General features: G+C 67.2%; 20 protein-coding genes. 12 read left to right on the plus strand and 8 right to left on the minus strand.

Features of this window, described 5'->3' with window-relative positions; genetic code table 11:
* Window positions 1–17 precede the first annotated feature (17 nt).
* Together EYB42_RS10460 and EYB42_RS10465 are read right to left on the minus strand one after the other, a co-directional pair.
* A complete protein-coding gene (locus EYB42_RS10460; protein WP_240784108.1) occupies window positions 18–1,079 on the minus strand; it encodes an AbrB family transcriptional regulator in 1,062 nt (353 codons plus the stop codon).
* Window positions 1,079–1,276: a SlyX family protein gene (locus EYB42_RS10465; protein WP_135450059.1), complete on the minus strand. Its 198-nt coding sequence runs from the start codon at window positions 1,274–1,276 to the stop codon at window positions 1,079–1,081. Before EYB42_RS10465 ends, EYB42_RS10460 begins: the two co-directional genes overlap by 1 nt.
* A 79-nt stretch (window positions 1,277–1,355) precedes the next feature.
* Here EYB42_RS10465 and hisS point away from each other — a divergent pair, with 79 nt between their 5' ends.
* The 3 genes from hisS to hisG all read left to right on the plus strand — a co-directional run bounded on the left by hisS (window position 1,356) and on the right by hisG (window position 4,817).
* Window positions 1,356–2,840: a histidine--tRNA ligase gene (hisS, locus tag EYB42_RS10470; RefSeq protein ID WP_135450060.1), complete on the plus strand. Its 1,485-nt coding sequence runs from the start codon at window positions 1,356–1,358 to the stop codon at window positions 2,838–2,840.
* 181 nt (window positions 2,841–3,021) lie between these two features.
* Entirely contained in the window at window positions 3,022–4,119 is a 1,098-nt protein-coding gene (locus tag EYB42_RS10475; protein ID WP_135450061.1) for an ATP phosphoribosyltransferase regulatory subunit, read from the plus strand.
* Complete coding sequence (gene hisG, locus EYB42_RS10480; protein ID WP_135450062.1) at window positions 4,116–4,817, plus strand: ATP phosphoribosyltransferase; 702 nt, start codon at window positions 4,116–4,118, stop codon at window positions 4,815–4,817. The genes EYB42_RS10475 and hisG overlap by 4 nt, the downstream gene beginning before the upstream one ends.
* Before the next feature lie 69 nt (window positions 4,818–4,886).
* On the opposite strand, the gene EYB42_RS10485 is transcribed toward hisG, so the two are convergent.
* The gene (locus EYB42_RS10485) at window positions 4,887–5,228 is read right to left on the minus strand and encodes a DUF2853 family protein (RefSeq protein ID WP_135450063.1); all 342 of its coding nucleotides are present in this window, start codon (window positions 5,226–5,228) and stop codon (window positions 4,887–4,889) included.
* A 235-nt stretch (window positions 5,229–5,463) separates the two neighbouring features.
* The gene (gene ahcY, locus EYB42_RS10490; protein ID WP_135450064.1) at window positions 5,464–6,864 is read right to left on the minus strand and encodes an adenosylhomocysteinase; all 1,401 of its coding nucleotides are present in this window, start codon (window positions 6,862–6,864) and stop codon (window positions 5,464–5,466) included.
* A gap of 107 nt (window positions 6,865–6,971) precedes the next feature.
* On the opposite strand from ahcY, the gene EYB42_RS10495 reads away from it, so the two are divergent.
* Window positions 6,972–7,538 carry an HD domain-containing protein gene (locus tag EYB42_RS10495; protein WP_205909977.1) on the plus strand — a complete coding sequence of 189 codons (567 nt, stop codon included), beginning with the start codon at window positions 6,972–6,974 and terminating at the stop codon, window positions 7,536–7,538.
* 13 nt (window positions 7,539–7,551) lie between these two features.
* Here the strand turns inward: EYB42_RS10495 and EYB42_RS17355 are convergent, their stop codons facing one another.
* Complete coding sequence (locus EYB42_RS17355; protein ID WP_167850991.1) at window positions 7,552–7,701, minus strand: hypothetical protein; 150 nt, start codon at window positions 7,699–7,701, stop codon at window positions 7,552–7,554.
* 97 nt (window positions 7,702–7,798) lie between these two features.
* On the opposite strand from EYB42_RS17355, the gene EYB42_RS10500 reads away from it, so the two are divergent.
* Window positions 7,799–8,671: a LysR family transcriptional regulator gene (locus tag EYB42_RS10500; RefSeq protein WP_135450066.1), complete on the plus strand. Its 873-nt coding sequence runs from the start codon at window positions 7,799–7,801 to the stop codon at window positions 8,669–8,671.
* A 34-nt stretch (window positions 8,672–8,705) separates the two neighbouring features.
* On the opposite strand, the gene EYB42_RS10505 is transcribed toward EYB42_RS10500, so the two are convergent.
* From EYB42_RS10505 to EYB42_RS10515, 3 genes are all read right to left on the minus strand, one after another.
* The gene (locus EYB42_RS10505; RefSeq protein ID WP_135450067.1) at window positions 8,706–9,020 is read right to left on the minus strand and encodes an H-NS histone family protein; all 315 of its coding nucleotides are present in this window, start codon (window positions 9,018–9,020) and stop codon (window positions 8,706–8,708) included.
* 72 nt (window positions 9,021–9,092) lie between these two features.
* A complete protein-coding gene (locus EYB42_RS10510; RefSeq protein ID WP_135450068.1) occupies window positions 9,093–9,647 on the minus strand; it encodes an ActR/PrrA/RegA family redox response regulator transcription factor in 555 nt (184 codons plus the stop codon).
* A gap of 25 nt (window positions 9,648–9,672) precedes the next feature.
* Window positions 9,673–10,305, minus strand: a complete 633-nt coding sequence (locus tag EYB42_RS10515; protein ID WP_135450069.1) for an SCO family protein — start codon at window positions 10,303–10,305, stop codon at window positions 9,673–9,675.
* A gap of 101 nt (window positions 10,306–10,406) precedes the next feature.
* On the opposite strand from EYB42_RS10515, the gene regB reads away from it, so the two are divergent.
* The 7 genes from regB to addA all read left to right on the plus strand — a co-directional run bounded on the left by regB (window position 10,407) and on the right by addA (window position 21,860).
* On the plus strand, window positions 10,407–11,792 hold the full coding sequence (gene regB, locus EYB42_RS10520) for a sensor histidine kinase RegB (RefSeq protein WP_135450070.1): 1,386 nt from the start codon (window positions 10,407–10,409) through the stop codon (window positions 11,790–11,792).
* Between the two features lie 73 nt (window positions 11,793–11,865).
* Window positions 11,866–13,434 (plus strand): PAS-domain containing protein, encoded by a 1,569-nt coding sequence (locus EYB42_RS10525; RefSeq protein ID WP_240784096.1) that lies wholly within the window; start codon window positions 11,866–11,868, stop codon window positions 13,432–13,434.
* 53 nt (window positions 13,435–13,487) lie between these two features.
* The gene (tsaE, locus tag EYB42_RS10530) at window positions 13,488–13,955 is read left to right on the plus strand and encodes a tRNA (adenosine(37)-N6)-threonylcarbamoyltransferase complex ATPase subunit type 1 TsaE (protein WP_135450072.1); all 468 of its coding nucleotides are present in this window, start codon (window positions 13,488–13,490) and stop codon (window positions 13,953–13,955) included.
* Entirely contained in the window at window positions 13,948–14,964 is a 1,017-nt protein-coding gene (locus EYB42_RS10535) for an aminoglycoside phosphotransferase family protein (RefSeq protein ID WP_135450073.1), read from the plus strand. Before tsaE ends, EYB42_RS10535 begins: the two co-directional genes overlap by 8 nt.
* On the plus strand, window positions 14,940–15,644 hold the full coding sequence (locus EYB42_RS10540; RefSeq protein ID WP_135450074.1) for a nucleotidyltransferase family protein: 705 nt from the start codon (window positions 14,940–14,942) through the stop codon (window positions 15,642–15,644). Before EYB42_RS10535 ends, EYB42_RS10540 begins: the two co-directional genes overlap by 25 nt.
* The gene (addB, locus tag EYB42_RS10545) at window positions 15,637–18,534 is read left to right on the plus strand and encodes a double-strand break repair protein AddB (protein ID WP_240784098.1); all 2,898 of its coding nucleotides are present in this window, start codon (window positions 15,637–15,639) and stop codon (window positions 18,532–18,534) included. Before EYB42_RS10540 ends, addB begins: the two co-directional genes overlap by 8 nt.
* Window positions 18,531–21,860, plus strand: a complete 3,330-nt coding sequence (gene addA, locus EYB42_RS10550) for a double-strand break repair helicase AddA (protein ID WP_135450076.1) — start codon at window positions 18,531–18,533, stop codon at window positions 21,858–21,860. Before addB ends, addA begins: the two co-directional genes overlap by 4 nt.
* Window positions 21,861–21,874 lie beyond the last annotated feature (14 nt).

Here is a 21,874-nt window from a genome sequence, read left to right on the forward strand (position 1 = left end):
CGGATCCCGCGGCCCTGTCAGGGCAAAAGCCTGCGTCCCGCACCTGCCAGGGCAACGGCAAGAACAATCCGGGCAACATGGTGTGCGGTGACGTAGATCACGCTCATGTTCAGGCTCAGCGCGATCAGGCTCATTTCTGCCAGGCCGCCCGGGGCAAAGGCCAGGAACACTGCGGCCACCGGCTCGTCCACCAGCGCATGCAGCACAAGGGCAAAGCCCAGCGCAATGCCCAGCGCCGCCAGCCCGTTCACCGCCGCCAGCACTGCCCCCCGGCGCAGCACCGCCACGGGGGCCCCGGCGAAACGCGCGCCAAGGCCTGTGCCGACGACGATCTGCGTGACTGCGATCAGCCAGCCCGGCGGCACACCCTCGACCCAGCCCAGGGCGTGCGCGGCCGAAGACAGAAGGATCGGGCCGGTGATGATCCGGCCCGGCAGCCGCAGCACCCGTCCGACACCGACGCCAAGCAGCCCCGCGCCCGTCAGGATCGCCACGTCGAGCAGCCCCAGCGCCGCCCCTGACCCCACCATCTGCACGCCCGAGGCCGAGCCGACCGCATGCCCCGTCATCCCCCAGAAGATCAATGGCACGGCAATGATCGTCCCGATCAGCCGCAGGAATTGCAGCACCGTCAGCAGGGCCACATCCGCCCCCGCTTCCTCGCCAAGCTGGACGGTTTCCATCAGCCCCCCCGGCGCCGCCCCGTAGAAGGCCGTCTGCCGGTCGATGCCGCCCTTGCGGTAGATCGCAAAGGCCAGCGCATGGGCCAGGGGCACGAACAGGCACAGCGCCACCAGCGAGGGCCACCAGCCGGGCGCCTGCCCGACCACCTCGGGCGTGAAGGCGCCCCCGATGGCGACGCCGATCACCGGCACGAAGCACATCCGCAGCGGGGCCGGCATGGTGACGCTTTGCCCCAGTGGCCGGAGGCCGGAGACAGCCAGAAAACCCGTCACGGCAAGCGAGCCAAGCAGATGGCCCAGCGGCAGGTGCAGCGCCTGGGCGACGACCCCGCCCACCGTGCCAAGGGCAAGCGTGACCGCCAGGGCTGCCGGGTCACTGCCGATCAGGGAGCGCATCACCAGTGCGGGGGCTTCTGGTTTGCGGGGGGCGCGTCAAGGCCTGCCTCACGCTCTGCCTCGCGTTCGGCCAGCAGGCGGGTCAGCCGGGTCAGCCGGTCAATCTCCACAGTCTGGCGGGCCACCACGTCCGACAGATCCTCTACCGCGCGGATCAGGTGACTGATGCGTTCCTCAAGGGTGTCGATCCGGTCCATGGGCGTCCTTCCGGGGCGCTTGCCGCCCCTTGCCCCATTCGATACACGGGGTCCGGTGAAAAGCGAAGGGTCCGCCCCCATGGCCAGTGAAAAAGTCCGCCGCCCGCGTGCCGAGCCGCCGAAGGGTTTCCGCGACTATTTCGGTGCGGAAGTGACCGAACGCAAGTCGATGCTGGATGCCATTGCCGGGGTCTATCACCGCTACGGCTTTGACCCGCTGGAGACCAGCGCCGTCGAGACGGTTGAGGCACTGGGCAAGTTCCTGCCCGACGTGGACCGCCCGAACGAGGGTGTCTTTGCCTGGCAGGAGGAAGACAATGACTGGCTTGCGTTGCGCTATGACCTGACCGCGCCCTTGGCGCGGGTTGCCGCGCAATATCGCAACGAGTTGCCCAGCCCTTACCGCCGCTATGCAATGGGGCCGGTGTGGAGGAACGAAAAGCCGGGACCGGGGCGGTTCCGGCAGTTCTACCAGTGCGATGCAGATACTGTGGGGTCGGGTTCGGTCGCAGCGGATGCCGAGATCTGCGCGATGCTGGCCGACGCGCTGGAGGTCGTGGGCATTCCACGCGGTGACTATGTGGTGAAGGTCAACAACCGCAAGGTTCTGAACGGGGTGATGGAGGTCGCAGGCGTGCTGGATCCTGCCGACCCCGAGAAATTCGCCCATGAACGCGGCATCGTGCTGCGCGCCATCGACAAGATCGACCGTCTGGGGCCCGAGGGGGTTCGGGCGCTTCTGGGCGAGGGGCGCAAGGACGAAAGCGGCGATTTCACCAAAGGCGCCGGCCTGAGCGTGGCGCAGGCCGAGGTGGTGATGGGTTTTACCACGGCCCGCCGTGACAGCGGGACAGAGACGCTGGCCCGGCTGCGCGAACTGGTGGGAACCTCGACCGTCGGCGCCGAGGGGATTTCAGAGCTGGAGGCCATCGCAGCATTGCTTTCGGCGCAGGGCTACGGCCCGGACCGCATCATGATCGACCCCGGCGTCGTGCGTGGCCTGGGCTACTATACCGGCCCGGTCTACGAGGCGGAACTTACCTTCCAGATCACCGACGAAAAGGGCAGGCCGCGGAACTTCGGCTCGGTCGCGGGGGGCGGGCGATACGACGGGCTGGTGAAACGCTTCACCGGGCAGGACGTGCCGGCAACGGGCGTTTCGATCGGGGTTGACCGCCTTCTTGCCGCGCTGCGGGCCAAGGGGCGCATCGGGGGCGAGACCGCCGGGCCGGTCGTGGTAACGGTGATGGACCGCGAGCGGATGGCCGACTACATGACGATGGTGGGCGAGTTGCGGCAGGCAGGCATCCGGGCCGAGGTCTATCTGGGCAACCCGAAGAACTTCGGAAATCAGTTGAAATATGCCGACAAGCGCGCCTCGCCCGTGGCCGTGATCCAGGGCGGCAACGAGGCGGCTGCGGGCACGGTGATCCTCAAGGATCTGATCCTGGGCGCGAAGATTGCCGAAAGTGCCACGCTGGAGGAATGGAAGGACCGCCCCGCGCAGGTCGAAGTGCCGCGTGGCGACCTGGTGGCAGCGGTCAGGCGGATGCTGGGGCAATGATCGCAGTCCGTTCCTTGCCCCGTTCATCAGCCTGTCGCCTGGTCCCTTCCCGCAGGGGGAGAGGGGATAGGCATGCATGCCGCCGTCCCTTGCAGGGCCGGGCATTGCGGGGCTTCCCTCTCCCCTTGTGGGTGAGGGCAAGGGTGGGGGGGCGCCAGCTCTTGGCAAGGGGAGCCGGGCCATGACCCCCAAAGCCGCCATCCGTGCCGAGGGCGAACGCCTGCTTGCTGCCTTCCTGCAGGCCGGTGCCGTTCCGGTCGAAACCGACATCCTGCAACCGGCCGGCACCCTCCTGGACCTTTACGGCGAGGACATCCGCGCCCGCGCCTATGTGACCGACGATCCCGTGCGCGGCGAGATGATGCTGCGCCCCGATTTCACCGTGCCGGTGGTGCAGGCGCATATGGCCCACGGGGCGGAACCCGCACGCTATGCGTACCTGGGCGAAGTGTTCCGCAAGCAGGCACGCGGCTCCGGCCGGGCCAGCGAATATCTTCAGGTCGGCTATGAGGTCTTCGACCGCGCCGCGCCCGAGGCGGCGGATGCCGAGGTCTTCGCGCTGTTCCGCGACCTGCTGGCCGGTCTGAACCTGCGTCCCGTCACTGGCGACATCGGCATTCTGATGGCTGCCGTCCGGGGGCTTCAGACGACCGATCGCCGCAAGGCCGCGCTGCTGCGGCATATCTGGCGTCCGGTGCGCTTTCGCGCCCTGCTTGACCGCTTCGCCGGTCGGGCACCGGTTCCACCGGGCCGGCTGCGCCTGCTGCAGCGGCTGAAGGCCGGCTCGCCCATGGCGCTGATCGAGGAGGCGGGCACCTTCATCGGCCTGCGCACGCCCGAGGAAATCGTCGCCCGGGCCGAGGCCCTGGTCGCCGATGCCGAAACCCCGCCGATCAAGGCGACCGAGGCGGCACTGCTTTATGACCTGCTGACGCTGGAAGCCCCGGCCGCAGCTGCACTGACCCATCTGCGCGGCATCACGCCAATGCTGCCTGCCATCGCCCCGGCGGTGGACCGCTTCGCCGCCCGGCTAGAGGCGCTGGCGGCGAAGGGCGTGGATGTCGAGACCCTGGCCTTCGAGGCCAGCCATGGCCGCACCGCGCTGGAATATTACGACGGTTTCGTGTTCAGCTTTCTGGCGGACGGAATGCCCCCGGTCGCCAGCGGCGGCCGCTATGACGCGCTGACGGCGGTGTTGGGCGCGGGGGCCTTCATCCCGGCTGTCGGCGGCGTGATCCGGCCCGGCCTTGTCGCCCGGCTGAAGGGGGTGGTGGCATGATCCGTATCGGGGTGCCGTCAAAGGGGCGGCTGATGCAGGACACCTTCGACTGGTTCGGTGTGCGCGGCGTCGCCATGCGGCGATCCGGTGCCGACCGGGAATATTCCGGCGTGGTCGAGGGGATCGATGGGGTTGCCCCGGTTCTGCTGTCGGCCGGGGAAATCCCCAGGGAACTGGCGGCGGGGCGGATCCATCTGGGGGTCACGGGGTCCGATCTGGTCTGCGAGGAACTGGGCACCGGGGCGGTGGAAGTGGTGGAGCTGGCGCGGCTTGGTTTCGGCCAGGCCGACCTGATCATCGCGGTGCCCAACGTCTGGATCGATGTGGAGACGGTGGATGACCTGGATGCGGCGGCAGCGGCCTTCCGCAAGGTGCATGGCCATCGCCTGCGGATCGCCACCAAGTATCACCGGCTGGTGCGCGACTTCCTGACCGCCCAGGGTGTTGCCGACTATCAGCTGGTCGACAGCCAGGGCGCGACCGAGGGCACGGTGAAAAACGGCACCGCCGAGGCGATCGCCGACATCACCAGTTCCGGCGAGACGCTGCGCGCGAACCATCTGCGCATCCTGTCGGACGGGCTGATCCATTCCAGCGAGGCCGTGCTCTGGGCCAGCCGCGTCGCAGACTGGACCGAGAGCGACCGTGCCGTGATGATGCGGCTTGCACAGATGCTGGGTGTGCGATCGCCGGTCTGACGGGCGGCAACGGTCAGCCAAAGGCCCGCACCTGATTGGCGCGGGTCACCGCCCGGCAGGCGCCGGCGATCATGCGTAGGCGGCTTCCTTGCCGAAGTGCTTCACCAGAAGATAGTAGAATACCGCGCGATACTTGTTGCGTTCCGACTTGCCGTAGGTGTCGATCGCGGCATTGATTCCTTCCATCAGCTCTGGGCCGTCCTTCAGCCCCAGCTTCCTGATCAGGAAGTTGGTCTTGATCCTCTCCAGTTCTGCCGGGTCCGAGGCGGCAACGGTCTGGGCGTCGTTGTCGTAGATCGCCGGGCCGCAGCCGATGGTGACCTTGGTCAGAAGCGCCATGTCCGGGGTGACCTTGCACTTGGTCTTCAGGTCATCGGCATACCTGGCAATAAGTTCGTCGCGCTTTCCCATCTCTCTCCCTCGTTCCCTCACAGGTCCCGTCCTGGCAGGACAAGGGCAAGCTTACGGGATCAAGACCAAACGGCAACGGAAAATGTCGCGGCCCTCGCTGCCGGCCGGTTGCACCGGTTTCCGGTTCCGCGGTTGGCTGCGGCCTTCTTCAGCCACAAGATTTCGCTGCACTGTGGGCCGGATTGGAGACAGGTCGTCAACAGGACGTCCTGTCTCCAATCCGGCCCGGCCAGCGTCAATAGCGGTAGTGATCAGGCTTGAACGGGCCTTCGACCTTCACGCCGATATATGCGGCCTGATCGGGGCGCAGCTCGGTCAGCTTGACGCCGATCTTCTTCAGGTGCAGGCGGGCCACCTTCTCGTCCAGCGCCTTGGGCAAGATATAGACGCCCGGCGCATAGTCCTGCCCCTTGGTCCACAGCTCGATCTGAGCGAGGACCTGGTTGGTGAAGCTGGCAGACATCACGAAGGACGGATGTCCGGTAGCATTGCCCAGGTTGAGCAGGCGGCCTTCGGACAGAAGGATGATCCGGTTGCCCGAGGGCATCTCGATCATGTCCACCTGGTCCTTGATGTTGGTCCACTTGTGGTTCCGCAAGGCGGCGACCTGGATCTCGTTGTCGAAATGGCCGATGTTGCCGACGATGGCCATGTCCTTCATCTCGCGCATGTGCTCGATGCGGATCACGTCCTTGTTGCCGGTGGTGGTGATGAAGATGTCGGCGGTTGCGACCGCATCTTCCAGCAGGGTGACTTCATAGCCGTCCATCGCCGCCTGCAGCGCGCAGATCGGATCGACCTCGGTCACCTTCACCCGCGCGCCCGCACCGCGCAGGGACGCCGCCGAGCCCTTGCCCACGTCGCCATAGCCGCAGACGACGGCGACCTTGCCGGCGATCATCGTGTCGGTCGCACGGCGGATGCCGTCGACCAGGCTTTCGCGGCAGCCATACTTGTTGTCGAACTTCGACTTCGTCACGCTGTCGTTGACGTTGATCGCCGGGAAGGGCAGCAGGCCCTTGCGGTGCAGCTCGTACAGGCGGTGGACGCCGGTGGTGGTTTCCTCGGACACACCCCTGATCGCGGCGCGCTGTTTCGTGAACCAGCCGGGGGTGGCGGCCATCCGCTTGCGGATCTGGTTGAAGAGGCACACTTCCTCGTCGCTGGTCGGCACCGCGATCAGGTCGGTCTCGCCGGCCTCCACCCGCGCGCCGAGAAGGACATAGAGCGTCGCATCCCCGCCATCGTCGAGGATCATGTTCGCCGTGCCGCCTTCGCCGCCGAACTGGAAGATGCGGTCGGTGTAATCCCAGTATTGTTCAAGGCTTTCGCCCTTGATCGCGAAGACCGGCGTGCCGGTGGCCGCGATGGCCGCCGCCGCATGGTCCTGGGTCGAGAAGATGTTGCACGAGGCCCAGCGCACATCGGCGCCCAGCGCCTTCAGCGTCTCGATCAGCACGCCCGTCTGGATCGTCATGTGCAGCGAGCCGGCGATCTTCGCACCCTTCAGCGGTTGTGACGCCCCGAATTCCTCGCGGCAGGCCATCAGGCCCGGCATCTCTGTTTCGGCAATGGTCAGTTCTTTGCGGCCGAAATCGGCCAGCGAGATGTCCTTGACGATGTAATCCGCAGCCATGCGGGCGCTCCTTGATCCTGTGGTTGCGGGGCAGATAGCATCGAACGGCCGGACAGACAACAAAGGGGCAGGCAGTGAAGGCGAAACAGCCGCGGGCGTGGCAAAGGATGCTTTCAGGGCGCAGGCTCGACCTGCTGGACCCGACCCCGGTCGATATCGAGATCGAGGACATCGCTCATGGCCTTGCCTTCGTCGCGCGCTGGAACGGGCAGACGCGGGGCGACTGGCCCTATTCGGTGGCGGAACATTCGCTGCTGGTCGAGACCATCTTCAGCCGGATGAACGCCGGAATCGCACCGCGCTGGAAGCTTGCGGCGGTGCTGCACGACGCGCCGGAATACGTGATCGGCGACATGATCAGCCCGGTAAAGGCCGCTGTCGGCCCCGGCTATGAAGAGCTTGACCGCCGGCTGTCCGCGGCGATCCATCTGCGCTTCGGTCTGCCTGCTGTCCTGCCCTCGCCAATCAAGAAGGCGATCAAGGCGGCGGACAGGATCAGCGCCTGGCTCGAGGCGGTTCGGATCGCCGGCTTTCAGGAGGCCGAGGCTGACCGGCTTTTTGGCCGCCCCGCGCCGCAGGTGGTTAACCGGCTCGAAATCAGGCTGCGTCCGCCCGCCGAGGTGCGGGCGGACTATGTATCGCGGGTGGCGCGGCTACTGGCCGATTGCGGCTGACGGCCTTCCGCCGTCACCGTGCCTGCGGTTGCCGCTTGCCGCTGCGGCAGAGAACGTCTGAACCCGGCACGTCGCGCTGGCTGCGGCTGCTGTGACGCGTCGGCCGATCAAGGGGTGCCATCCGCGCGGCGATCATCAGGGCTTCGGCAAAGATGTTCAACATTTTCTTTCTCCATCGGTTTGGTGAATGGCCCCTTTTGCCATGAAAAGGGCCATGATACGATTCAGAAACGCTATGAATATATGAGTTATTCTAACATATGCCAACCGACTGGCGCTCCCTTCCGCCGCTGACCGCGCTGCGTGCCTTCGCCGCGACTGCGGAGTTGCGCAGCTTTTCCCAGGCGGCGCGGGTGCTGAATGTCACTCATGCCGCCGTTGCCCAGCAGGTTCGCGCGCTGGAGGATCATCTGGCCCGCCCGCTCGTGCATCGCGAAGGGCGCGGGGTCGGCCTGACCGCCGATGGCGAGAAGCTGGCCGAGGCATTGGGCGAGGGCTTCGCCGCCATGATCCGTGGGGTCGAGGCGCTGCGGGCGGGCGAGGCGGACCGCCCCGTGCGGGTGACGCTGACGGCCAGCTTCGCCGCGCAATGGCTGATGCCGCGGCTCAAGGGTTTCTGGGACCGCCACCCCGATATCGGCCTGTCGCTGCATCCTGATGCCCGCGTGATGGACCTGCGGCGCGAACGGATGGACCTGGCCATCCGCTATGGCAACGGCGATTGGCCGGGGGTCGAGGCGACCTGGCTTGCCCCGGCCCGGCTGGTGATTGCTGGGGCACCCGCCCTGACCGGCGAACGTGACCTGACGATCGAAGACCTGCGCAGGATGGACTGGGTGCTCAGCCCGAACTGGCCGGAACAGGACAGCTACCTGCGCAGCCTGGGGCTTGATCCCGCAACGCTCAGCCGCACCGACATCGACAGCGACGACCTTGCCATCGCGGCGGCACGGCAGGGGCTGGGTCTGGTGGTGGAAAGCCTGGCACTGGTCGAGGCAGACGTGGCCGAGGGCCGTCTTCGGCTGGTCCATGAACGCGCCGAAACCCTGCCGGCCTATTTCATCGTGAACCTGCCCGGCCAGCAGCGCGCGGCCGCCCGGGCGTTTCTGGGATGGCTGAAATCACAGGTCTGAACCCCCCGCCGGACGGACCTGCCCGCCCCCGAGTTCAGATCGCCATGTCTTCCGGCTTCATCCCCCTGGCCAGCGCCTCGCTGAACCAGCGCGGTTTCCTGCCACGGCCCGACCAGGTGTCGGCACTGTTCGCCGGGTTGGCATATTTCGCCAACGAGAGCGACCGCTTCCGCCCCGCCGAAATGCCGGTCAGTTCCGCCAGCGAAAAACCCCGCGCCTTTGCAATTGCGTCCAATTCGACAAGCACTTCGTGCCTGCGGCGCTCATCATAGGTGGCAATGGCCTTTGCCACTTGTGATTGCAGATCTTTCAGTTCCTTCAGCGAAAGATTGTTCAGATCGATTTCCAATTTTCTACCCCCCCCTTTCAAACTGGATGCCGCTTCATAGGCGCCCAATTCAAAAGGGGCAACAATTCCGCATCATTTCGGACTGCGTTTCGCCAGAATCCGCTGAAGCGTGCGGCGGTGCATCGAAAGGCGACGTGCGGTTTCGCTGACATTGCGGTCGCACATTTCATAAACCCGCTGAATGTGTTCCCAACGCACCCGATCAGCCGACATCGGGTTTTCCGGCGGCTGTGGCAGGGTTTCGCCCTTTGCCAGAAGCGCATTGGTCACGTCGTCGGCATCGGCGGGCTTTGACAGATAATCGATCGCGCCGATCTTTACCGCCGCCACGGCGGTCGCAATCGCGCCATAGCCGGTCAATACCACGATGCGGCAATCCGGCCGCCGTTCGCGCAGCGTCTCGATCACGTCAAGGCCATTTCCGTCCTCAAGCCGCAGGTCCACGACCGCATAGGCCGGCGGATTCGTCTGCGCCTTTGCCCGGCCTTCCGCCACGCTTTGCGCGGTATCCGGCTGGAAGCCGCGCTTTTCCATCGCCTTGGCGAGGCGCTTCACGAAGGGTTCGTCGTCATCGACCAGAAGCAGGGACCGGTCGGCCCCAAGGTCAGCGCCCAGATCGTTTGCCATGCGTCATTCCCCAGCTGCGCGGCGGTCAGCTGCCAGCTTTGCCCGCCTCGAGAAAACAAGCAACGCTTTCCGCCATTTGCCCGGATGTAATGTCGCGGCGGAAGAAATCCACAAATCCGACGCCGGGCAGCATCAGATAGGTGAAGGTCGAATGGTCGATCAGGTAGAACTCGTCGCCTTCCTCAGAGGGTTGGCGGCGATAGAAGGTCTTGTAGGCCTGCGAGGCCGCCTTCACCTGTTCCGGGCTGCCGGTCAGGGCCACCAGCTTCGGATGCATGTTGAATTCATAGTCGGCCAGGGCCTGGGGCGTATCCCGTTCGGGGTCGATCGAGATGAAGACCGGGGTCACGTCGTAACCCTTCTCGGCCAGAATATCGACCGCCTCGACATTGCGCGCCATGTCGAACGGGCAGACGTCAGGGCAGAAGGTATAGCCGAAATAGACCAGGCTGGGCTTTGTCAGCACGTCCGCGTCCGTCACAGTCTCGCCCTTCGTGTTGACCAGGGTGAACGGACCGCCGATATCCCCCCCGGCGACATTGCCCTGGCGGCACTGGGCAAAGGCATCATCGGTGCGGTTCAGGAAGACATAGGCTGCGGTTCCGCCGATCAGCGCGGCCAAGGCGGCGGCGGCCAGTCCGGCGTAAAGTCTGGTCATGGGGGTCTCCGACGGTCAGGGGTCCGATCCGGGCGCATTGATCCCAGAAGCGGACCGCCTTAACAATGGCAAAGGCGCCCACGGGGACAACTGGTCACAGCATGGTTACGGCGGGCATCCCTCTTCCCGAACGCGAGATGCAGGGCAACTGGGTCCGGCTGCGCACTCTGATCCTGCTGCGCTGGATGGCGATCGTCGGCCAGCTGGCCGCAATCATCGTGGCCGACCGCTGGTATGGCCTGCAGCTGCCGCTGGGTCTGTGCTATCTGGCTGTCGGCGCCTCGATCATCGCCAACCTTTTTGCGATCACGCTGTTCCCGGAAAACAAGCGGCTGAACGAGGCCGAAGCTTTCTTCACCCTGCTTTTCGACCTGGCGCAGCTGGCCTTCCTGATCTTCGTCACCGGAGGGCTGACGAACCCCTTCGCGCTTCTGGTGCTGGCGCCGGTCACCATTTCGGCCAGCGCGCTGCGGCTGCAATCGACGGTTCTGCTGGGGATGGCAGCGATCCTTCTGATCACTGTCGCGGCCTTCTGGAACATTCCCCTGCGCTTTGCCGACGGGCGCGAACTGGTGATCCCGCGGATCTTCGAATTTGGATTCTGGCTGTCCATCGTGATCGGCATCCTGTTCCTCGGCCTCTATTCGCGCCGGGTTGCCACCGAGATGCGGTCGATGTCACAGGCGCTGCTAGCCACCCAGATGGCGCTGGCACGGGAACAGAAGCTGACCGATCTTGGTGGCGTGGTGGCGGCGGCAGCGCATGAGCTGGGCACGCCGCTTGCCACCATCAAGCTGGTCAGCGCCGAACTGATGCAGGAACTTGCCGACCGCCCCGACCTGCAGGAGGACGCCCGACTGATCCGCGATCAGGCCGATCGCTGCCGGGACATCCTGCGCGACATGGGCCGGGCGGGAAAGGATGACCTGCACCTGCGCCAGGCCCCCTTGTCGGCCGCCCTGCGCGAGGCGGCCGAACCCCACATGTCGCGAGGCAAGCGGGTCGAATTCAGCTTTGCCCCGACGGAAGGCGCGCCCGAGCGCCAGCCCACCATCCTTCGCCGGCCCGAGATCATCCACGGTTTGCGAAACCTTGTGCAGAACGCGGTGGACTTTGCCCGCACCACCGTCTGGATCGAAGGCGAATGGACGGACCGGACGGTGACCGTGCGGATCATCGACGACGGCGAGGGCTTTCCCCCCAACGTCATCGGCCGGATCGGCGATCCCTTCGTGCGCTTCCGCCGCTCGGACCGGGAAAGCGCGCGCCGACCGGGCTATGACGGCATGGGCCTGGGCCTTTTCATCGCCAAGACGCTTCTGGAACGCTCTGGCGCCGAACTGACCTTCGCCAATGCGACCGCCCCCTTTCTTCCGCCCGAGGACCGACCCGAACGCTGCGGCGCCGTGGTCGAGGCCGTCTGGGCCATGGAGGACCTCGCCGCGCCCGAAGGCGCCGCCCTGGGCGAGAACCGGCGGATCGAATAGCGCCCGGTCTGCTTAACGCTCGGTTAAGGTTTCTGCCATTAGGCTTACCCGAGCGTTAAGGATGAAGGCTGTCGTGACCGAGGATCTGCTTGCCGCCGTCGCCATGGTGCTGACCGCGACGCTGGTCGCGCTGGCCAGCCTTGCCCTGATGGCCGCCTGGCAGATGCGCAGACCCTGTCCGACCAGCAGCATCTTTTCCGCCCAGGGGCCTGCGGCCGCATTCCTGTTCGATGGTGACCGGCTTCTGGATGCCACGCCCGCAGCCCGATCGATCCTGCCGGAGGGAGAGGACGGTGGCGCCCTGTCGCGGCTGATTGGCACGCTTGGTCCGCTTTTTCCCGGCCTGTCGCAGGCGCTTGACACGCTGCCCCGGGCCGGGTTGATCGTGATCGCCTCGTCCGGCGACGTGCAGCCGCCCCTGGTTCTGAAAGGCGAATACCTGCGGGGCCTGACCAGACTGACGATGATCCAGGCCGCCGGCGACGGGCAGCCCGGTCCGGGTGACGGCGCGGTGCTGGCCGCCCTTCAGCACGAGGTTCTGGCCCAGCGTGTCATTCTGGCCCGATCACCCGTCGTGATGTGGAAAGAGGATGCCCGTGGGCAGGTGGTCTGGGCCAATCATGCCTATCTGATCCGCGCGACTGAACTTCTGCCCGACGGGCAGGATCTGAGCTGGCCCTTGCCCAGATTGTTCCAGACGACCGAACCCTCTGGCGGCCGCACGCCCCGGATCAGCCTGCAGGCGCGCAGCGGGCTGGAATGGTTCGACCTGTTCCGCGTCCCGGCGGGCGAGGAGGTGCTGCACTATGCCCTCGCCGCCGATGCGGCGGTCGAGGCGGAGACCGCGCTGCGCGAGTTCATGCAGACCCTGACCAAGACCTTCGCCGACCTGCCCATCGGTCTGGCAATCTTCGACCGTTCGCGCATCCTGCAACTGTTCAACCCGGCGCTGGCCGACCTGACCGCGCTTTCACCCGAATTCCTGATTTCGCGTCCCACGTTGTCGGCCGTGCTGGACGCGATGCGCGCCAAGGCGATGATACCCGAGCCCAGGGACTATCGCAGCTGGCGACGCCAGGTGATGCGGGTCGAGGAGGAGGCTTCGGCCGGCCATTTCGAGGAAACGTGGAACCTGCCGGGCGGCCAGACCTATCGGGTGATCGGACGGCCGCATCCGAACGGCGCGCTTGCCTTCATGTTCGAGGACATCTCGAGCGAAATGCTGCGCACCCGGCGCTATCGGGCGGATCTGGAACTGGGCCAGTCGGTCATCGACGCGGTGGAAGATGCAGTCGCGGTCTTTTCGCAGGGTGGGCAACTGCTGATGTCGAACCTTGCCTATACCCGGCTTTGGAACCACGATCCCGCGGTCATGCTGTCCGATGCCGGGATCGGCACTCTGTCGGCCTGGTGGCGCAACCATTCGGCGCCGACGCTTCTGTGGGACGATGCCATCGCCTTTGTCGCGGCCTTGGGCGACCGTGCCCCCTGGGAAGGCGAGGTAAGACTTCTGGACGGGCGGCTGGTCACCTGTCGGCTCCGCTCGTTGCCGGGTGGGGCCACGCTGATCACCTTCCGCGCGCGGGCAGGCGAAGCCGTGGTGCCGGTTCGCGACGACATCCGCAGCCTGCTGTCGGCCTGACGCGGCGCTGCGGGGGCTTGCGGCAGCCGGGGCGGCGGGTAGACTCGCGCCCCATGACCGATGCACCGGCCCCCTCCCTTACGCTTGATCTTCCGAACGAAGCCGCCACCGCCGCGCTGGGCGGTCGGCTGGCGCGTTTGGCGCGGGCGGGCGACTGCATCCTTCTGGAAGGCCCGATCGGTGCGGGCAAAAGCCATCTTGCGCGCGCCTTCATCCGGGCGCGGCTCGGGCGCGAGGAAGAGGTGCCCTCGCCAACCTTCACCCTGGTCCAGGTCTATGAGGCCGACGTCGAGATCTGGCACGCCGACCTCTACCGCCTGACCCATCCCGACGAGGTCTGGGAACTGGGCCTGGACGAGGCCTTCATCCGCGCGATCTGCCTGGTGGAATGGCCCGACCGGCTGGGCGGTCACCTTCCGCCCGATGCCCTGCATATCCGGCTATCACAGAAGGGCGATGGGCGGCAGGCCGTGCTGACGGGCGGACGTGCCGGGCTGATCGGGGCGTTGGCCCATGGCTGACCGCGCGGCCCGGGCCGTGGTCTTTCTCGAGAGCGCCGGCTGGGGCAAGGCCCTCAGACAGCATCTGGCCGGCGACGCCTCTGACCGGCGCTACGAACGGCTTCGGCTGGGTGCGGCGACGGCTGTCCTGATGGACAACCCGCCCGGCGGGGCCGACGACCCGGGTGCCTTTGTCGCCATGGCCCGCCATCTGCGCAGCCTCGGTCTTTCGGCCCCCGCGATTCTGGCTGCGGATCTGGTGCATGGGTTCCTTCTGCTTGAAGATCTGGGCGACGACCTCTACGCCCGGCTACTTGACGCCGACCCTGCCCGCGAACTGGCGCTTTACACGCAGGCGGTGGACGTTCTTCTTCACCTGCAGCGCGCGCCCGCGCCCCCCGGGCTGCCGAACCTGACTGCGGCCGACTGGGCCGAAGCCGCCTGCTTCGCGCTGGACCATTATGCCTTTGCCGCGACAGGGGCGAAGCCAGACCCCGCCGCGTTCCGTGCCGCGCTGCAGGCCGCGCTGGAAGCCCATGCCGATGGCCCCCGCGTGCTGATCCTGCGCGATTTCCATGCCGGAAACCTGCTTTGGCTGCCCTGGCGGGACGAATTGGCGCGAGTGGGGTTGCTGGACTTCCAGCTTGGCCAGATGGGCCAGCCGGGATATGACCTTGTATCCCTGTTGCAGGATGCCCGCCGCGATGTGTCGCCTGCGACCGAAGCCGCCCTGGTCGCCCGTTTCGCAGAGGCTGTCGGCGCTGATCCCGAAGGCTTCGCTGCCCACTATGCCGTCCTTGGTGCCCAGCGGGCCCTGCGCATTCTGGGGGTATTCGCCCGCCTGTGCGTCCACGCAGGAAAACCCGGCTACCTGCGCCTGATCCCCCGTGTCTGGGATCAGCTGCAAGGGAACCTCACCCACCCCGTTCTGGCCGATCTGCGCGCCGTCTGTCAGGCTGTGCTGCCCGCTCCCAGCCCCGAAATCCTGTCCCGGATCGAATCGCAATGCGCCGCTTTCCCTTCCCGCTGATGATCTTCGCCGCGGGCTTCGGCACGCGGATGGGCGCGCTGACCGCCGACCGGCCGAAGCCGCTGATCCCGGTCGCGGGCCGGGCGCTGATCGACCATGCGCTGGAAACCGCGCGGGGCGCGGGCGCCGACCGCATCGTGGTGAACACGCACTACCGCGCCGACCAGATGGCCGCGCATCTGGCGGGCCGGGGGGTCATGATCAGCCATGAGCCGGGACCGATCCTGGAAACGGGCGGCGGGCTCAAGGCGGCGCTGCCGCTGCTTGGCCCCGGCCCGGTGGCGGTTCTGAACAGTGACGGCATCTGGACCGGCAACAACCCGCTGGACCAGCTGGCCGCGGCCTGGGACGGCACAGCCATGGATGCTCTCCTGCTCCTCCTGCCGGCAGAGCAGACCCTTGCCCATGGGACGAAGGGTGATTTCGCGCTGGACCCAGATGGCCGCATCTCGCGCGGGGCAGGGGGCGAGGATCACGTCTATATCGGCGCGCATGTCCTGAACCCAGATTGCCTGGACCGGATCGAGGAACAGGTATTTTCCCTGAACCGGGCCTGGGATGACCTGATCGCCCGCGGCCGCGCCTTCGGGATCGTGCATCGCGGCACGTGGTGCGACGTGGGCCATCCGGCAGGAATTGCCGCGGCGGAAGCCCTTCTGCACGATGCCGCCCATGACTGAGCCGGCCCTTTACGCCTTGCCGCCCGGAGTGGATTTTCCGACCGAGCTTGTCGCCGGAATCCTCGCGCGCCATGCAGGCCAGCCGCCCGAGACGCTGGCCCGCCTGACCCTGATCCTGAACACCGCCCGCATGCGCCGCCGGGTCGCCGACTGCTTTGCCGCGACCGGCGCCCGCCTTCTGCCGCGGCTTCTGCTGGTCACCGAAGTTCCCGAGGCGCTGGCCCGCGAGCCCCTTGCCCCCGTCGTGCCGTCCCTGCGCCGCCGCCTGCATCTTGCGCGCCTCCTCGAGGGGCTGCTTCAGACCGGCAGCACCCACTTCCCCCGCGCCGGGCTTTACGATCTGGCCGACAGTCTTGCCCGTCTCATGGCCGAGATGCAGGAAGAAGCCGTTTCCCGCGACCGGATCGCCGCGCTGGACGTTGGCAACCATTCGGCCCACTGGGCGCGCATGCAGGTGTTTCTGGGCATCGTTGCCGAGGCGATGTCAGGCGAGGTGATGGATGCCGAGGCCCGTCAGCGCCGGGCCGTCGAGGCATTGGCCGAAGGCTGGCAGGTCTCTCCGCCCGGCCACCCGGTGATGCTTGCCGGCTCGACCGGCTCGCGCGGGACGACGGCGCTTCTGATGCAGGCCATCGCAAGGTTGCCGGGTGGCGCGGTCGTGCTGCCGGGCTTCGACTTCGATCTGCCCGATTCCGTCTGGCACGGCATGGACGACGCCCTGACCGCCGAGGATCACCCGCAATACCGGTTTCGCCGCCTGATGGAGGCGCTGGGCATCGCCCCCCGCGACGTGCGCCCCTGGACAACCGCGCAGGCCCCCGCCCCGGATCGCAACCGGCTGATTTCTCTCTCGCTTCGCCCCGCACCGGTCACTGACCAGTGGCTGACGGAAGGGCAGGCGCTGCCCGACCTGATCCCTGCCACAAGGGATATGACCCTGATCGAGGCCCCCTCGGAAAGGGCCGAGGCGCTGGCGATTGCGCTCGTGCTGCGCCAGGCGGCGGAGGCAGGCACCACCGCGGCACTGGTCTGCCCCGACCGCAACCTGACCCGCCGGGTGACGGCGGCGCTTGACCGCTGGGGGCTGCGTCCCGACGATTCCGCCGGCCGCCCGCTGGCCCTGTCGGCACCGGGCCGCCTGTTGCGGCAGGTGGCGGGGCTGTTCGGCCAGCGCCTGACCATTGACGCGGCGCTTGCCATCCTGAAGCATCCCCTTGTCTTTTCCGGCCCCGGACGCGGCGGGCATCTGATCCTGACGCGGGAATACGAACTTCACGCCCGGCGTAACGGTCCGGCCTTCCCCACGGCCGAAAGTCTGGCCGCCTGGGCTGCCGCCTCGGGCATCGGCCGTGCCGTCGAATGGGCCGCGATCCTGGGCGAAACCCTGTGCGGCCACGAAGACACCGGCACCACGCCGCTGCCCGAACTTGTCGCCCGCCACCTGAGCGTCACCGAACGCCTTGCCCGCGGCTTTGGCGAAAGCGGCAGCGGTGCGCTATGGGAGAAAGAGGCCGGCGAAGCCGCCCGGTCTGCCATGGCCGACCTTGCCGCCGAGGCCGGGGCGGGCGGCGCAGTCACGCCGGGTGATTATGCCAACCTTCTGCGCACCGTCCTTTCGGGCGAGGTGCGCGAGGCAGAAACCGTCAACCCCTCGATCATGATCCGCGGCACGCTGGAGGCGCGTGTGCAGGGGGCGGATCTGGTCGTGCTGGGCGGGCTGAATGACGGGGTCTGGCCCGCGCAGGCCGCGCCTGACCCCTGGCTGAACCGGGCGATGCGCAAGGCAGCGGGCCTTCTTCTGCCCGAACGCCAGATCGGCCTTGCCGCGCATGACTATCAGCAGGCCATTGCCGCGCCGCGCGTCGTCCTGTCGCGCAGCCTCCGCGGGGCCGAGGCGGAAACCGTCCCGTCGCGCTGGTTGAACCGGCTGGTGAACCTGATGGAGGGGTTGCCCGACCGGCAGGGACCGCAGGCGCTGAAAGCCATGCGCCAGCGCGGCCATGACTGGCTGGCGCTTGCCGCAGCCTTCGACAGGCCGCCGGCGCTGGCCGAACCTGCCCCACGCCCCTCACCCCGCCCCCCGGTTGAGGCGCGCCCGAAACGCCTGTCGCTGACTGAAATCGGCACGCTGGTGCGCGACCCTTACGCCATCTATGCCCGCCACGTCCTGCGCCTGCGCCCGCTTGATCCGCTGCGCCCCGAGCCCGACCCCCGCCTGCGCGGCATCGTGCTGCACGAGATCCTTGAAAAATTCGTCCGCGAGGGCGGCCGTGACCGCGAAACGCTGCTGCGGATTGCCGCGCACACGCTTGAGGCCCATGTCGCCTGGCCGCTGGCCCGCAGCGTCTGGCTGGCGCGGATCGACCGCGCGGCGGACGCCTTCCTGCGCTTTTCGGCCAATACCGGCGGCACCCCCGTGCTGACCGAGCAGAAGGGCGCCGTCACGATCGAGGATCTGGATTTCACCCTCACCGGCAAGCCCGACCGCATCGACCGCCTGCCCGACGGCCGGCTGCACCTGATCGACTACAAGACCGGCACGCCGCCCACGGAAAAACAGCAGAAGGCCTATGACAAGCAGCTGCTTCTCGCTGCGGCCATGGCCGAACGAGGGGGATTTCCCGGCCTTGATCCGGCCGAGGTCGCGCGGCTGACCTATGTCGGCGTGAAGGGCGACCTGAAAGAAGTCGTCACCGTGCCGGGGCCGGGCGAGATCGACCGGGTCTGGGAGGAATTCCGCACGCTGGTATCCCGCTATGCCCGGCAAGGCACGGGCTACACCGCCCGCCGTGCGCCACACAGCACCAGCTACACCTCTGACTATGATCACCTTTCGCGGTTCGGCGAATGGGACATGACCGCCATCCCGAGGGGCGAGGATCTGGCATGACGATCACCCCGGCCGGCCTTGCCCAGATCGACGCCGCCCATCCCGCGCGGAACACCTGGCTTTCGGCAAATGCGGGGTCGGGCAAGACCCGTGTTCTCACCGACCGGGTGGCGCGGCTTCTGCTGGGCGGGGTAGAGCCGCAGCATATCCTCTGCCTTACCTACACCAAGGCCGCAGCAAGCGAGATGCAGAACCGCCTGTTCAAGCGTCTTGGCGAATGGGCGATGAAGCCCGACGAAGATCTGCGCCGCGCGCTGCTGGATCTGGGCGAGACCGAGCTTGACGCGCCCCGCCTGGCGCGCGCCCGGCAGCTGTTCGCCCGCGCGATCGAGACACCGGGCGGCTTGCGCATCCAGACGATCCACAGCTTCTGCGCCAGCCTTCTGCGCCGCTTCCCGCTCGAGGCCGGGGTGCCGCCAGGGTTCACCGAGATGGACGACCGGCTGGCCAGACTGATGCGCGCCCAGATCGTCGAGGATCTTGCCGACCGGTTGGCCCCCGAAGCCGTGCGCAAGGTCACGCGCCTGCACACGGGCGAGGATTTCACCGCGCTCGTCGAACAGATCGCCCGCTACCGCGACAGTTTCGACCCGCAGATTGACCGCGCCGCGATCTGGAAGCTGTTCGGCCTGCCGCCGGGATTTGGCGTGCCAGACCTTTTGCAGGGGGTCTTTGCAGGCGATGAGGCCGCCTGGCTGCCCGACCTCATCTCCGGTCTGGCGGCGGGGTCCGTCAGCGATGTGAAGGCCGCCGAAAGGCTCGGCGCCATTGATCTTGCGCGCCCCGGACCAGAGGTTCTGGCGATGCTGGAAGGCGTCCTGCTTTTCGGCGATGGCACCAGGGATCCGGCAAAACGTTTCACCGCCAAGGTCGGCGACTTTCCCACCAAGGCCACACGCAACCGCCTTGCCGACCTGATGCCCGCCCTCGAGGCCCTGATGCTGCGGGTCGAGGCTGCCAGGGAAAGGCGCCTCGCCCTTGCTGCCGCCGAGAAAACCGCCGCACTCCATGGCTTGGCCCTGCCGTTCCTGGCCGAATACGACCGGCGCAAGGCCGACGGCGGCCATCTCGACTTCGACGACCTGATCCGGCGGGCCCGGCGACTGTTGAAAGACCCCTCGCTTGCCGCCTGGGTGCTGTACCGTCTGGACGGGGGCATCGACCATGTGCTCGTCGACGAGGCGCAGGACACCAGTCCAGAACAATGGGATCTGATCCAGGCCCTGACCTCCGAGATGACCGCCGGGGAAGGTGCCGGAAACCGGCCCCGGACGCTGTTCGTTGTCGGCGACAAGAAGCAGTCGATCTATTCCTTCCAGGGCGCGGATGTCGCCGCCTTCGATCACAAGCGCGACCATTTCGCCGACTTTCTTGCTGGCGGGAACGCGCTGGTCATGCGTTCGCTGGAATATTCCTTCCGCTCTTCCCCTGCGATCCTTCAGGTGGTGGACCGCACCTTCACCCCCGCCCAGCAGGCGGCCCTTGGTGGCGAATCGCGTCACAAAGCGTTCCATGAAACCCTGCCTGGTCGCGTCGATGTCTGGCCCCCCGTCGAACCCACCGGAGCCGAGCCCGAAGGCGACTGGCACGATCCCGTCGACCAGCCCAGCCCGGAAAGCCCTGTTGTCGTTCTGGCCCGCAGGATCGCCGAATGGATGCGCGACCGGGTGGAGCGCGGCGAGCAGATTCCGCAGGCAGGCAACGACAAGCCGCCAGAGCGCCCGATCCGCTATGGTGACTTCCTGATCCTCGTCCAGCGCCGATCGCCGCTGTTTCACGAGATCATCCGAGCCTGCAAGGCGCTGGGCCTGCCCATTGCCGGGGCCGACCGGCTGAAACTTGGGGGTGAGCTTGCAGTCAAGGATCTGGCCGCGCTGCTTGCGTTCCTCGACACACCCGAGGACGACCTGTCGCTGGCCGCTGTCCTGCGCTCTCCGCTCTGCGGCTGGTCCGAGGCCGACCTTTTCCGTCTTGCCCACCCCCGCAAGGGTTTCCTGTGGGAGGCCCTGCGCGACGACCCCGCCCACCACGCAACGCTGGCCTTCCTGAACGACCTGCGCGACCAGGCCGATTTCCTGCGGCCCTACGATCTTCTGGAAAGGGTGCTTTACCGACACGACGGCCGCCGCAAGCTGCTGGACCGGCTGGGGCCCGAGGCCGAGGACGGTATCGACGAACTGCTCGGCCAGGCCCTTGCCTACGAGGCGAACGAGGTGCCCAGCCTGACCGGTTTTCTCGTCTGGATGCAGACCGACGATGTCGAGGTGAAGCGCCAGCTTGACAGCGAAGGCGACCGCATCCGGGTGATGACGGTCCACGGCGCCAAGGGGCTGGAGGCCGAAATCGTCATCCTGCCGGACACCGGGGACCGCAAGCCGCAAGAACGGGACGAACTTTACCGCCTGCCCGATGGCCCCGCCGTATGGAAGGCGCCACAGGCGGAAAGCCCGGCCTTGATCGCCGCCGAACGCTCCGCCCGCAAGGCGCGCGAGGCCGAGGAACGGCTGCGCCTGCTTTACGTCGCCATGACCCGCGCGCGTTGCTGGCTGGTCGCCGCCGTCGCGGGCGAGGTCAGGCAGGAGGACAGCTGGTATTCCCTGATCCGTGACGGGGTCGAACGCGCGATCGCCACCGACGCGGGCGAGGGCATCCGCCGCCACGCCTTCGGCGACTGGCCCCTCCCCGTGCGGAAGGCAGAGCCCCGGGTGGAAGAACAGACTCTGCCCGACTGGCTTGCGCGCCCGGCCCCTCCCGCGCCTGCAGGTCCGCCGGTCCTGTCCCCCTCCGACCTCGGCGGTGCGAAGGCGCTGCCCGGCGAAGCGGCCCTTGACAGCGAGGAAGCGAAACGCCGGGGCACGGCGCTGCATCTTCTGCTGGAACGCCTGCCTTGTCTGCCTCGCGCCGACTGGCCCGCCCATGCCGCGGGCCTGATCGGCCCCGACCTTGCCGCGGCGCTTCTGGCCGAGGCCCGGACGGTGCTTGACCATCCCGATCTTTCCCCCCTCTTTTCACCCGACACTCTGGCCGAAGTGGCCGTCTCCGGCGACTGGAACGGCGCGCGTCTCGTGGGTACGATCGACCGCCTGATCGTCGCCCCCGACCGCGTGCGTGTCATCGACTACAAGTCCAACGCCCTGATCCCGGATCACCCCGACCTGGTTCCCGAGGGCATCCTGCGTCAGCTGGGCGCCTATGCCCACCTTCTGGCGCAGGTCTATCCCGACCGACCGATCGAGACCGCGATCCTGTGGACCCGTGCGCCCCGGCTCATGCCCCTTGATCCCGGGATCGTGAGCGCTGCCCTTGCCCGTGCCACGATCCCTTGACCTTCCCGGCCCCG

Source organism: Tabrizicola caldifontis (genome assembly GCF_004762095.1).
GTDB lineage: Bacteria > Pseudomonadota > Alphaproteobacteria > Rhodobacterales > Rhodobacteraceae > Tabrizicola > Tabrizicola caldifontis.

Coding starts and splice junctions, on each gene's coding strand:
- EYB42_RS10475 (WP_135450061.1), top strand. CDS start 3,022: ATGACCCCCAAAGCCGCCATCCGTGCCGAGGGCGAACGCCTGCTTGCT.
- EYB42_RS10535 (WP_135450073.1), top strand. CDS start 13,948: ATGGCTGACCGCGCGGCCCGGGCCGTGGTCTTTCTCGAGAGCGCCGGC.
- EYB42_RS10495 (WP_205909977.1), top strand. CDS start 6,972: ATGCTTTCAGGGCGCAGGCTCGACCTGCTGGACCCGACCCCGGTCGAT.
- regB (WP_135450070.1), top strand. CDS start 10,407: ATGGTTACGGCGGGCATCCCTCTTCCCGAACGCGAGATGCAGGGCAAC.
- EYB42_RS10510 (WP_135450068.1), bottom strand. CDS start 9,647: ATGGCAAACGATCTGGGCGCTGACCTTGGGGCCGACCGGTCCCTGCTT.
- EYB42_RS10465 (WP_135450059.1), bottom strand. CDS start 1,276: ATGGACCGGATCGACACCCTTGAGGAACGCATCAGTCACCTGATCCGC.
- EYB42_RS10460 (WP_240784108.1), bottom strand. CDS start 1,079: ATGCGCTCCCTGATCGGCAGTGACCCGGCAGCCCTGGCGGTCACGCTT.
- hisS (WP_135450060.1), top strand. CDS start 1,356: ATGGCCAGTGAAAAAGTCCGCCGCCCGCGTGCCGAGCCGCCGAAGGGT.
- EYB42_RS17355 (WP_167850991.1), bottom strand. CDS start 7,701: ATGTTGAACATCTTTGCCGAAGCCCTGATGATCGCCGCGCGGATGGCA.
- EYB42_RS10485 (WP_135450063.1), bottom strand. CDS start 5,228: ATGGGAAAGCGCGACGAACTTATTGCCAGGTATGCCGATGACCTGAAG.
- tsaE (WP_135450072.1), top strand. CDS start 13,488: ATGACCGATGCACCGGCCCCCTCCCTTACGCTTGATCTTCCGAACGAA.
- hisG (WP_135450062.1), top strand. CDS start 4,116: ATGATCCGTATCGGGGTGCCGTCAAAGGGGCGGCTGATGCAGGACACC.
- ahcY (WP_135450064.1), bottom strand. CDS start 6,864: ATGGCTGCGGATTACATCGTCAAGGACATCTCGCTGGCCGATTTCGGC.
- EYB42_RS10540 (WP_135450074.1), top strand. CDS start 14,940: ATGCGCCGCTTTCCCTTCCCGCTGATGATCTTCGCCGCGGGCTTCGGC.
- addB (WP_240784098.1), top strand. CDS start 15,637: ATGACTGAGCCGGCCCTTTACGCCTTGCCGCCCGGAGTGGATTTTCCG.
- EYB42_RS10500 (WP_135450066.1), top strand. CDS start 7,799: ATGCCAACCGACTGGCGCTCCCTTCCGCCGCTGACCGCGCTGCGTGCC.
- addA (WP_135450076.1), top strand. CDS start 18,531: ATGACGATCACCCCGGCCGGCCTTGCCCAGATCGACGCCGCCCATCCC.
- EYB42_RS10515 (WP_135450069.1), bottom strand. CDS start 10,305: ATGACCAGACTTTACGCCGGACTGGCCGCCGCCGCCTTGGCCGCGCTG.